6 protein-coding genes are annotated in these 11879 nt (G+C 65.1%); 2 read left to right on the top strand and 4 right to left on the bottom strand.

Features of this window, described 5'->3' with window-relative positions; all coding sequences use genetic code 11:
* Nucleotides 1–1081: 1081 nt before the first annotated feature.
* The 4 genes from ACFWI4_RS15510 to ACFWI4_RS15495 all read right to left on the bottom strand — a co-directional run bounded on the left by ACFWI4_RS15510 (nt 1082) and on the right by ACFWI4_RS15495 (nt 10491).
* Nucleotides 1082–1858 (bottom strand): FKBP-type peptidyl-prolyl cis-trans isomerase, encoded by a 777-nt coding sequence (locus ACFWI4_RS15510; RefSeq protein WP_387195751.1) that lies wholly within the window; start codon nt 1856–1858, stop codon nt 1082–1084.
* A 290-nt stretch (nt 1859–2148) separates the two neighbouring features.
* Nucleotides 2149–2376 (bottom strand): hypothetical protein, encoded by a 228-nt coding sequence (locus ACFWI4_RS15505; RefSeq protein ID WP_387195748.1) that lies wholly within the window; start codon nt 2374–2376, stop codon nt 2149–2151.
* A gap of 87 nt (nt 2377–2463) precedes the next feature.
* Nucleotides 2464–8754, bottom strand: a complete 6291-nt coding sequence (locus ACFWI4_RS15500) for a DNRLRE domain-containing protein (protein WP_387195745.1) — start codon at nt 8752–8754, stop codon at nt 2464–2466.
* 1209 nt (nt 8755–9963) lie between these two features.
* A complete protein-coding gene (locus tag ACFWI4_RS15495) occupies nt 9964–10491 on the bottom strand; it encodes a hypothetical protein (protein WP_387195742.1) in 528 nt (175 codons plus the stop codon).
* A 369-nt stretch (nt 10492–10860) separates the two neighbouring features.
* On the opposite strand from ACFWI4_RS15495, the gene ACFWI4_RS15490 reads away from it, so the two are divergent.
* Both ACFWI4_RS15490 and ACFWI4_RS15485 read left to right on the top strand, forming a co-directional pair.
* Nucleotides 10861–11229, top strand: a complete 369-nt coding sequence (locus ACFWI4_RS15490; protein ID WP_387195763.1) for a peptidoglycan-binding protein — start codon at nt 10861–10863, stop codon at nt 11227–11229.
* A 13-nt stretch (nt 11230–11242) separates the two neighbouring features.
* Nucleotides 11243–11671 (top strand): peptidoglycan-binding protein, encoded by a 429-nt coding sequence (locus ACFWI4_RS15485; RefSeq protein ID WP_387195739.1) that lies wholly within the window; start codon nt 11243–11245, stop codon nt 11669–11671.
* Nucleotides 11672–11879: the final 208 nt, after the last annotated feature.

The following is an 11879-nucleotide window of genomic DNA, read 5'->3' as shown; positions in this document are numbered from 1 at the left end:
GACCGCGGCCGCGGCCACAGCGGTGGTTGCCGCGCCCTTGCGCAGCCTCCTGCCGAATTGCGCCGCCATTGAGTGAACCCCTCCCACCGACGACCCGCCCTGGCCGGTCGTCTCCCGAAATTTTGTGTGATACCTCTGCTTTGGTCCGTGCCCTCGGCATGGTGAAGCAGGAAACGTTACGAAGCATTGGTGCTGAGCTCCTGCGAGGCGGGCTCTTCAGTGTGGCCGCAAACGACACCGCAGGAATTGCCTCAGTGCCTTGATGCAGAAACTGCTCTCTGGAACCCGGCGCGAACTACGAGCGCGGCGGCCGATGTTCACGCATCCGGGTCACGGCTCGCCACAATGGAATATTGTTTCTCCTTCTACGGCGACGCTCACTGAGGGCAGTGAGCCAGAAGATGACTCCGATGGCAGCTGTGAATGGCACGATGCCGACCACGTCGCCAGTAGCTACTGCTTCGATCAGGTAGAAGATCGCGGCCACCGCGAATCCGAAACGAACGGGCCAGCGTGCAGCCCACTGCCTGGTGTAAGTCCGCGGATCTTTGGGCACGCATTGTTCTCCTGTCTGAATTTTCTTCGGCTGTGAGCGATTGGAATCGTAACCATACGTGGGAGTAGTGCCCGGCTCGCCACCTAGCTCCCTATGCGATTCGAGCCTCGCGGTAATAGTTACGCGCTTGTCCAGCGGATCAAATCGCTACCCCATTGCTCCCCGCTCCCACTGAGTGGCGTGCTCAAGTGCACCTGGATGGGGTTTCGCCGTACGGTCGCTGGTATGCCGGCGGCGGGCAACACCCCCCGTCGTGGAGCACGTTTTGAGAAAGTCGTGGCATCTCGTCGACTGCCTTTGACCGCGGGGCCAGCCCTGGCAGAGCAGTGCGTTGACGATCTCCCGCATCGCGTGTGCCGGTTCTATGGCCGCTGGTCGAGGGGTGTGCACCCTTCCACAGGGTGAGCACCGGCTCGACCATCGCCCACTGGTCGCCGCTCAGCTCAGTCTTGTTATCCGCAGAGATGCCGCACCATCACACGTTCAGATGACGACGAAACACCTTCGCCCTCTCATACCGACTTCTCACGCGGAGGCAAGGATGTCGAGGACCGAGACCACGGCAGTGCCGGGGGCCAAGCCCTTCGGGGGGTGCGGACCGTACGCCAGCTTCGCGGGAATGACGGCGAGTATGCGGCTGCCGACCTTTTGGCCTACCAGCGCTCGGTCCCATCCAGCGATGACGTTGCCCCGGCCGATCACCACGGACAGCGGACTGCCGTCTTGGCGCGAGCTGAGGAAGAGGTCTGCCGCGCTCTCGCCGCTGGTGGTCGCCCAAGCGGCCGAAGAGTACTGGAGAACGATGGTCTGGCCGGCTTTCACCACCGGCCCGGATCCGTCGACCAGCTTCCGGACCAGCAGGTTGTTGGGGGCGGCATGGTCGGGGACGGTTACGGTCGCGGTGCCGTCGTGCTTGTTCATACGGATCTTGGGCAGTGTGTCGGGTGCTGGCACCTGCTCGCCGGGGACAATCGCCTGCGCGCCGATGACGTTCAGTATGTCGACGGCATAGACGATGGTGTCTTTGCCGGAGACGCCGAGCTTGGCGCTGCCGGTCGTCCCGTAGGCAGCTGCGGGAGGTGCCACGACCAGGACCCGACTTCCGGCACGTTGTCCTTGCACCGCTTGGTCCAGTGCCGGGAGCGTCGCGGCTCGCCCGACGGCAAAGACCTGAGGGCGTGCCCTTTTGTCGTAGGAGCCGGGCAGCGCCTTGCCGGTTTGCCACACCTTGGCGGTGTAACGGACGACGACCACATCGCCGGTGCGCGCTGAATGCCCTCGGCCCTGTGTCTGCGAAGCCACCACGAATCTACCGCTCGGCGCTGTCTTCGGAACCGAGATTTTGGCCGCCCGTCCGAACCGGCCTGAAACGGTGGGCAGTACGGCGTCCGTGTGCGTGACTGCGGGCACAGACCTCTTGGGTACTGGCACGGAGGGAGTCGCGAGCGGCCGATGCCAGCCGTCAGGAGAGTCGGGGTGCCGTGATGCTCCGCTGTCGCATCCTGTGAGTGCGACGAGGCAGGCGGCAGCGAGTGATGCGGTGAGCACGAACCGGGGCGGTGTTCCACGCCGGCAGCGGGCGGGTCGATCGTTCACTTCTCCCACGGGTAGACCTTCTTGTTCTTCTTTCGTCCACCGAACAGGAGGAGCGAGACGATTGCCAGGGGCCCAAAGATCAGTGCGACGAAGCTCCAGTCGCGATGGTCTGCTCCCTTGCGCCGGGCGATGCGCGAGGCCGCTATTGAACATCCGATGTTCAGTGCAAGACAGAGGATGCCCAAAAGGATCTGCACCGGATCGTGTGAAATGGAAATTCCCATAGTTCCTCGATTGACACGGAACGCGATCGTCGCCGGGCTGGGTGGGGAGTGATCCCCACCCAGCCCGGTCAGTGACGAGCTGCGTTTCTAGTAGTAGGAGATTCTGGCGTCGTACATGTACGGGCCGTCATAGAGCGTGCGCCGCCAGGTAAGGAAGTAGATAGCAGTGACTTCCACTGTCCCCTTCGCGACGTACCAGTAGTACGTCTCCTTCTCGTGCTGCCATCGTCCGCGGTAGCAGCGTCTGAAGTACCAGTTCTGCTGGCCGTACGCGACCTTCATTCCGACGACCTTCACGCGCAGTGATCCGAAGGAAAAGCCCGAGAAGATGAAGTTGAAGGCGTTGATGGCGTTGCGCTTGAACCAGCTCTTCATCCACTGGCTGTACGTGTCGTGCCAGCGGCCCCAGTGAATGTGACCGACGGACGTCTCCCGCCAGTAACTGTTGGAGCTGGTGCACTTGCACTTGCTCGACGTTCCAGAGTCGTCCTGCTGGTTGAGCGGGTCTTGTCCGGCGTAGTCGTAGGAGTTCGCCGAACCGCCCGGGACCGGGTCGGTCTGCAGGAACCGGCCGGTGGACGGATCGTACATGCGCATGCCCATGACGATGTCGCCGGAGACCGTCCCGCTGTTGCGCAGGGTGCTGCCGCGGAAGCCGTAGCTCGTGATTGAGGCAGCTGACTCGGGGTTGCCGAATTCGTCGAAGGACTGGGCGACGATGGTGTCCGACTGGTTCAGGGGCAGCTGCACCGTCACGCTGCCGGCCAGGTCGGCCAGCTGGAGCACGGTGGCGCCGGAGGCGCCGGTGACGGCAGCAAGGCTGCCGTCGATGCCCTGGACGTTGCGGCTCACGGTGCCGCTCGTGTCCACCACTGACCAGTCGGGGCTGTCGGTGTCGTCTCCGTGGTGGTCGGTCCTGACCGCGGTCTGGCTCCAGGTGGAATCAGCATTCTTGGTCTCGGTGACCGAGGACGACAGACGTCCGACGGCATCCAGGCTCCAGGTCTGACGGCCGGTGCTGGATGTCTGCTGACGGATCAGGTCGTTGGCGTAGTACGAGAGGGTGGTGCCGTTCGCCTTGGTCGTGGTGCGGCCGAAGGCGTCGTAGGCAGTGCCGGCATTGGTCAGGCGGTCAGCACTGTCGTAGGTGTTCGCGGTGCTGGTCGCGCCGGTCGAAGAGCAGGCGCCTCCGGGAGCGCCCGACGAGACCGCCTCGGTGGTGCGGTTGGAGTTCTTGTCGAAGCCATAATCCCTTCTGGTGCAGGTGCCGTTCGGGCTTGTGTCGTCAGAACGCGTGAGCCGGCCGACCTGGTCGTAGCCGTATGCCCGGCTGACCGTCTGTCCGTTGGTGTCGTTGTCCGCGACAACCTGGTCCTGCACTGAGTGATCGGCGGCGTCGGAGGCGACGGTGGAGCCGTCGCTGTCACGGGTGTAGACCCTGGAGGTCTGTGCCCCAATCTCGTTTGTGCCGACTGTGAGGGTGTAGCCACCCGGCATCTGCTCGGTGGTTACGCCGCCGTTCGCGTCATAGGTGGCGCGGAAGGTGCCCGCCACGGAGTCCGTGCGGGAAGTCTCCAGACCGCGCGGGTCCGTGCTGGTGTCGTAGGTGTAGGTGATGGTTGACGGAGCGGAGTCCGTCGTCTTCACTGGCCGGTTGAGGTTGTCGTACACCGTGTTGCGGACGTTGCCCGCGCCGTCGTTGTAGGACAGATCGCGGCCGAGCATGTCGTACGTCCGGGTGACGGTCTGTCCGCCCGACGTGACGGTGGTGACGTTGCCCGTCACCGTGTCGTAGTCGGCTGTGGTGTCGGCGATCGCCGTCCCCACGCCACCAGTGATGGCGATCTTGGTCGTGCGGCCAGCGCCGTCGACCGTGAAGGCCGTGGTGCGGGTCGAGCCGTTCGCGGTCCGGGTCTCCTTGGAGAGGTTTCCCCACCGGTCGTATTCAAGTGACTTGGTCGCCAGCTGGGTGGGGTTGGTGCCACCTCCAGTGATTGCTCCGGCCGGGCCGACGGAGCAGACCATGTCCGCCCATTCGGGGCGCCCCTGGCAGGTTCCGGTGCCGGTGGCTGACCAGTACGTGGTGACCGTGGTGCCGGCATCCGAACCGTTGGACTTGGGCATGATGGTCTTGGCTGTCCGGCCCTTGGTGTCGTACACCGTGGTTTGTGTGACTGCCAGGCCGGCCGGGTCCTGTGTGCTGGTGGTGGGCAGGCCGTTGACCCAGTCGTAGCCGGTCTTTGTCGTCCGGGTGTCCGCGTCGGAGGGGTAGCCGTCCACGTACGCGCCAATGGTGGCGGTTGTGGGTTGGTTGCTCACCGTGGCGCTGCCGTCGGTGGGGCGCCCCTCATCGTAGGCCGTCACGGTGTGCCGTCGAGCGGCGACGTCAGAGCCGGCGGGAAGGTCGGTGCCACCCGTGCCGGCCTTGAGGGTGCCGGTGAGGGTGACCATGTGCAACGGCCCGTACTCCTGCAGCTCACGCTGGCCGTCGGTGGAGTACACATGCGTGGTGGACAGCTGTTGGGCGCGCTCCGCCGTGGACAGGCCGCTGATGTCGAGCCTGTTGATCTCGTCGAGACCCGCGCCGGAGGTGGCGAGCGCCAGCTCCCGGTTGGCGGCGGTCAGTTCGCGCAGTACGTTGCCGGTGCCGTCGTACTCAGTGGTGGTGACATGCCCGCCTGGTGTCACGGCGTTCACCTCACGGCCGGAGGCGTCCGCGTAGGACAGCGAGGCGCGGGTGTACGACGTGGAGGTCAGGCTCTTGCCGTCATGTGACGAGGGCGCCGCATCCTCAGGGAACACGGCGGTGGCGTCCGTCGGCACGTCCGTCTGCCCCCAGGCGGACACGTCGGACGTGCCCATCTTGTAGGGGGCTGTGGAACCGCCGAGGGGGACGTCGTAGACCAGCGACACGGTGGCCGTGCCGCCATCTTGCTGACTCTGCGAGCCAGCGGAGAGCGTGGGCCGCGACGTCGACAGCAGCATTCCCGGACCTGCGGTAGCCGCGTTCCCGGCCGTGCCGTAGGTGAAGGTCCACGGCAGCTCGCCCGGTGGAGTGAGCGTGGTGACGCGGCCCGCGCTGTCATAGGCGTATGCGGTCTTCAGCGCTGGCGAGATCCGCGGATCCCATTCCTCGCGCAGTCGGCCGGAATCGTCGTACGAGTACTGTGCGATCGCCGTGGACGTGGCCGTCGTGGCGCCGGGACTGGTAGCCCAGAGCAGGACCTGCTTGACCTGGCCGGCGTAGTCGCCGAACGCAGTTGAAGTGGCGTTCGTCGTGGTCGCGTAGACGTATTGCACCGTCCGGCAGCCCGCGGTGGATGGCGTGGCCGCACAAGTGGAGGTGCTAACCGCGGACGTCGGGGCGATCAGATACTTCGGGCGTGCCAGCGTGCTGGAGCCCGCCACGACCTTCTCGGACACCACGGTGGTGGTGGAGTCGGAAAGAGGGGTAAACGTGGTGGACATCTGCCACGTCGTTGCCGCCGGGTCCACCTTTGCGAAAGTGGTCGTGGTGCCCTGGTCGTCCGTGAGCGTGAACGTACCGGTCAGGGAACCAGTCAGGGTCAGGTCTTGCGCACTAGGCTCCGGCTGCCACGCGCCGCCGTTGGCAGCGGTGAAGCCGGTCTCGACGCCTTCGGAATCCACCACGGCAACCGAGGTGGCCGAGGTCTTACGCAGGTAGTCCCAATCCGAGTCCGAGGTCTGCACCGCAGCGCCAGAGCTCCACTGGGGGCCGAAGATGGCCACCTGCCCCTCTGCGTCGGTGCCCGCGGTAGGACGGCGGGACGACGCAGTGCGACTGACTGACATGCCGAAGAGCGAGGCATCGGTGGCCGACAGGGTGTAGTCACCTGTCAGTTCGTTCACCGAACCAGGACCCACGTCACTGGCGGGGGCGTCGCCCGCGTTGCGGTCGGGAGTGACCGTCACGATTTCGGAGTAGCCGGTGGTGGTGCCGTCTGTGAAGGCGGCGCGAATGTCGACCGGGCCGTCCTGGGTCAACGAGGTGGTGATGTTCCAGGTTAGTGCCGGTGGCGTGCCGCTCGGAGCGGCGAGCGGCCATGCAGCGACGGCCGAACCGTCGCTGTTCCTGGAGACATCTGCGAGCGGCACGCTGTGCCAGGTGTCAGTCTCACCGCGGCGGTACTGGTACGTGACCCCGGTGTAGGTGGACTTGGCAGTGGCGGACAGAGCAACGCGGCGGGCGGGCCTGTCACCCTCGCCGGGCGAGAGCATGGCTGCGCCGTCGGCGCCCACAGCGATGGCGTACTGGGTAGTCGCGGTGGACAGATTTCCGCCCGAATCGATGGTCTTGGCATACAGGGTGTGCCAGCCGTCGGCCGGCGTGATGCTGATGGTCAGCGGGTCACCGCCGGTACCGTCCACCGTGTCATCGACGCGTTTGCCCATGGCCGGGTCGTCGAGGCCCCACTTGAAGCCCTGACCGTCCGTCGAAGTTGTGTCCAGGGTGCAAGAGACCGCACCCGGTGCCTTAGCTGACCAGGTACTCGCCGGGTAGTCGGGGCACGAGATGCTCGGCGCGACAGGCAGCGCGGTGTTCAGCACAAAAACGGAGTAGCCCGACCAGGTGCCGTAGTCCGTGCCGTCAAAGCCACGGACCCGGAAGCGCAGATGCGATCCAGCCGGGAAGGCGTTGGCCGAGGGGATGGTCAGTTTGGCTGTCCCACCTGACGCCACTGCTGTCGTGGTTGCCGTGTACGTGTATGTGGTGTCGTTGTACGCCGGGTCAGGCGTCACTTCGAACTGAGCCTTGACCGTGCCCCCGTCGGCGTCGCTGACCTTTGCCGACAGCATCGGCGTCAATGAAGTGACATAACGCTTGCCGTTGTAGGCATTGGCAACGCTCGGCGAGACTGCAGAAGCAGAGTTGGTGGCGTACGAGTTGTAGGTGACGGTCAGGTGCGGTTCCACCGTGTCGTCGCCGGAGATGTAGTTCGCCGAGCGGAACCGCCGCCAGGTGGTGGAGTCCGTCTCGCTGGCGCCGCGGACCTGAAGCCCGTAGTTGGCCGAGCCGTCGGCCCACGCCTGCACGATGGTGTCGAGGTCGAAGTTCATGGTGCCGGCCGGGCAGGCCGAGGAGTAGCCCAGGGCGGCCGTGTTGGTGACCGCACCCGTGGTGGTGGTCGTCGGCTGTGCGGCCCACGTCACCGTGGAGGAGGACCAGTCCGAGGTGATGCGCCGGACCTGCGTGCCGGCGCCGGTGGTGGCGCAGGTCGAGGAGTAGTACGAGTACAGCGCCAGGTTCGTGTCGATGATGTGCTTGCCCGTGAAGGGCGAGACGTCGAACTTGAGGTACGAGCGGGCGACGTCGGTGCCAGCGTCGTAGGTGCCCGACTTCAGTTCGGGCGAGGAGACCTGGGAGTCGGGGTAGTCGGGGTTCTGGACCCAGGTGTCGGTGGTGACCGCCAGCGTGGAGGTCGGGTCGATGGTCACCGGATAGGTCGCGGTGGCCAGGAAGTCCTTGTCAGGGCTAAGGACCAGGGTCTGCGACCCGTCAGCATCGGTCTCGATCTTCGTGTCGACCCGCTGCTGGTGGGCGGACTCACCCGAGGCCGGGTCCTTGGAATCGTCCCACATCATCGGGGCCGGCGCCTCGGCGACCAGGTCCCCATCCGCGTTCTTGAGCAGCAGGTGCCCGGAGTCGGCCTGGGACAGCTTCAGTCCGTCCAGGCTCAGCGGGATCCGATAGGTGGGCGTGCTGTCGTCGAGCTGCTGGGACAGCTTGATGTCTTCGGAGAAGCCCTGCGCAAGGGCGGTTACCGACAGGTTCTGTCCGTCGCCCAGGTTGTAGGAGGCGGTGTCGTCCTTCACCGAGGGGGTGGGCAGTTTGTCCTGCCAGCCCAGCCCGAACGACTCCTTGCCCTTGGCCACCGACGCCAGCTGCGTGTCTCCGCCGTCAGAAACCGCGATGTCCGCAGCGGCTGTGTTCGGTTCGAGGGTGTCACCGGTGTCGGACAGGGAGGTGTCGATGTCCTTCCAGTGCCCGTCCTGCTTCACGCGGATGGGTCCGCCGTACGCCTCGGTCTGCATGGCCCCGCTGGGCAGCGCATACGTCGTCGACTTCGACGTCCGTTCCGAGAGCACCTCGATCTTGCGGTCCTGCAGGCGGGCCATCAGTACTGCCGAAGCCTCGTCCTGGGCCTCGGCAGGTCCCGTCCGAGCGTCGGAAGCAGAGGCCGGCAACGTCTCAGTTGCCCCGCTCTCGGGGGTGGTCGCGAAGGCCATGCCGCTTTCCGCGACCAGGGCCCCCTCGGCAACCATGGCCATCACCAGGCCAATGGCTATCTGCCGCAATCTTCGCCGGCGCACCGGCGTCGGCCGCGACCCGATGAGGGGCGCGCGTCTTTGACGCATAGTCGGGTGTCCTTCCAGGTCAGCTGTCCGGCCGGGTTACCCGGCCGGGAAGCCGATCTTCTTCGGCGGGAGCACGAGCGCCGTCACACCACCCCAGAAAGGTCAAGTTGAGGCAACCAAATGTAAAGACTCGGAAATCTTACGCGAACCTTACGTGGAAGAGATATGTACGAAAAGAACCGCTTCGCCCCCTTGCTTACTCGACCTGTCGATGCGTCAGATCTCAAAATCATTCCGGAGTGCCAGCCAGGATTTTGCAAATCACTGAAGGAATATGCAGCAACACTCTCTGGAATCGGCCCAAAACGATCAACTGGATCCAGGTCGACTAACGTCTTCGCAGGTCAAAGGCCTGGGAGGGCTAGATTCCGGCTGTGGTCGAGAGTGCGCTGCGCTGCGAGTGCCGGTTAGCGCATGCAACTACCGCACCATTCTTTTGAGTTACACCTTGACAGTCTGGGCGTCGGGCCCGCATGGGTACGTGCCACTCCATCCTCAGTTGCGTCCGACGGACCGGACGCAACCCTTGAGACGGGACGCCCAATAAGGTCATTCGGAAGGTGCCGCGAGACTTGCGAAGCAGGCCAGACTCTGGGAGACGAACCATCGTGAGAGGCTGTCGTACGGCGTCTCAAAGATCGACCAGGATCTGAGGAATCTGTCCGGAACGTTTGGGGGGCTCGAACCTCTGGAGACCGGACGGCTTGTCTCCACGGCTACCCGCAGTGAAATCCGTCCCCAGGCGGTGCGGGGGTCGGACGGTACGAGCAACATCGTCTGGGGTAGAGCGGTGCAGCCCGTCGTGAGGTGCTAGCCATGGGGTCGAAAGCGGAACGTGCCCCCCGCTGCACGCCGCTACACGTGACCCCCATGGTGGCAGCGTCTTACCAGCACCCGGAGGCCTCCAGGCGGGAAGGCGCCAGAGCGCCGGTCGAGACTTTGAACCTCGGACGCCGGCCTGGACGGCGGCCGCGCCGTCAACGGAACCATCATGAGGCCCGGTCGGCCGGTGTACGACAAGTACGCCGTGAAGTGGTCCCCGACGTCGACTGCGTAGCCTCGTGCCCGTTTGTATTTATTGCCCGCTTTGACCTGGACAGTGAAGGAGTAGCCCGTCCGCTTCCGCTGACGGGTAGGTATCACGAAGCCCTCGCCGTGATCCGTACCGGCGCGTTCTGATGGAGTGCGTCGCCAACGGGTGTCTCAGTGTCAGCCGATTCCGGTGACGGAGAGTGCGGTGGTCCAGTTGTTGCGGATGGCGGAGCGGGCGGCGGAGAGGGTGATGGTGCCCTTGCATACGGCGTTCTTCAGCTTCGTCTCGACGCCGTCCTTGGTGGTTGCGGTCTTGGTTCCCGAGTACGGCTCGGGCCAGAGGTTGCCCGGGTCGCGGGGCGCGCCGCCGAGTTCGAGGGGGACGAGGTGGTCCTCCTCGTAGTCGGCCATCGCGGTGTCCGCGTAGCCGTAGTCGATGATCCCCTGGGCCTTGAGGGGGTTGGTGTAGGAGGTGGGGGGTCGCACGGTGGCGGTCCAGCCGGAGACGCAGATGGTGGAGCCGATCGTGGACTGGGTGACGTCCGGGTTGTAGGCGCCGGGGGTGCAGGTCGCGTCGGGGAGCGGGAGACGGGACTGGGAGCAGGTTGCGGCGAAGGCGGGCGTGGAGCCGGTGGTGATGATGAGGCCGGCGGCGGCGAGGGTGAGGGCGGAGGTGCTGGCGGCGATGCGTGTGAGGGGGCGCATGGGGTCTCCGGCTGTTCGCCCGGCGGGGGTCCCGGGGGATGGGGACATGACAGCGCACCACGGGGCTACGCGGGTAGACCTCCAGAGGTGAAATCTGTGTATGCAGGCAGTTGACGTCTGATCAACTCCTGCTGCTTCAACGGCAGTCTCCGCATCCGTGACCACCGGAGTTGGGGAGTCGACCGGCTTCATCGCCTTGGGATGTGTGGCGGTCCGCCCGTAGGGAGGCCGCGTTGGTGATCTGTTGGCGCTGCGTTGGAGCTGTTCTCTTAAATGGATCATGACGCGGGGCGGACCTGCGCGAGCGGACATTAGGGGGACCCTGTGAACCGGAAGATCAGAGCGGGTAGGGCAGTGGCGGCTCTCGCGATGGCGGGTGCCGCCGTCCTGGGCGTTGCCGGCGGTGCTAGCGCCGACCCGGGCGTGGGAAACATCGGCTCCGGGTACACCACCTCCGGTGCCGGTGTGTGGTGTGTCCAGCACAACTTGAACTACATCATTTCCCACCAATCGGGCAATCCCCCGTACCGCAACCTCAGTGAGGACAGCACTTGGGGTCCTCAGACGGCCGCAGACGTGCGCTGGTACCAGGCGTCCGTGAACCTGCAGGCAGACGGTGTCGTCGGGCAGCAGACCGGAACGTCCTTGATCCTCAACGGTGACAAGTACTACAACGGGGACACATGGAACGGTCCGGGCTACTGCTACTACAAGATGCCCGGAACCATCACCGGCTGACCGGGGAAAGCTGATGAACATCAAGACGAAGCTCGGCAAGGGCATCCTGTCGCTGACAATCGCCACGGCGCTGTTGGGAGTGACGGGCAGCGCAAGCGCCAGTCCTGACGCGTCAACCATCGGCTACGGCCACACGACGTCCGGCGCGGGTGTGTGGTGCGTGCAGCACAGCATCAACTACTTCCTCGACAACAACGGTTCCGCCTGGCGTAGTTCAGCGCCCTACTGGTCCCTGGATGAGGACAGCCACTGGGGGGCGAAGACGGAGGCCATGGTCCGCTGGTTCCAGTCGCGCATGAACCTCGAACCGGACGGTGTCGTCGGGCCGGCGACAGGCCACGTCATCCTGGTGTACGGGCAGCCCTACTACAACGGGACGCCTTGGAACGGGCCCGGCTACTGCTACTGGCAGGTGCCGAGCGACTCGATGTACGGCGGCTAGGTACCCGTTCCTCCAGTGAACAGCTCCTGGCCAGTTGGGGTGAATTCTCGGAGCCGTTGGCCCACCCGTTGGTGGCACGGATGCCAGGAATTTCGGCGAGGCGTTGGGCCGGGGTACCCCGGCCCACCCCCAGATGTTACAACCCCCCAGATAAGAAAAAACAAAGACACACGCCCACACAACATCAAAGGAAAAAAACAATGTGGCA

Source organism: Streptomyces sp. NPDC127038 (assembly GCF_042725875.1).
GTDB lineage: Bacteria > Actinomycetota > Actinomycetes > Streptomycetales > Streptomycetaceae > Streptomyces.
This window is presented reverse-complemented; position numbering and strand designations above follow the sequence as displayed.

Bases quoted from the DNA above. Each gene is read 5' to 3' on its own strand.
- ACFWI4_RS15505 (WP_387195748.1), bottom strand. From the start codon at position 2,376: ATGGGAATTTCCATTTCACACGATCCGGTGCAGATCCTTTTGGGCATC.
- ACFWI4_RS15500 (WP_387195745.1), bottom strand. From the start codon at position 8,754: ATGCGTCAAAGACGCGCGCCCCTCATCGGGTCGCGGCCGACGCCGGTG.
- ACFWI4_RS15495 (WP_387195742.1), bottom strand. From the start codon at position 10,491: ATGCGCCCCCTCACACGCATCGCCGCCAGCACCTCCGCCCTCACCCTC.
- ACFWI4_RS15490 (WP_387195763.1), top strand. From the start codon at position 10,861: ATGGCGGGTGCCGCCGTCCTGGGCGTTGCCGGCGGTGCTAGCGCCGAC.
- ACFWI4_RS15485 (WP_387195739.1), top strand. From the start codon at position 11,243: ATGAACATCAAGACGAAGCTCGGCAAGGGCATCCTGTCGCTGACAATC.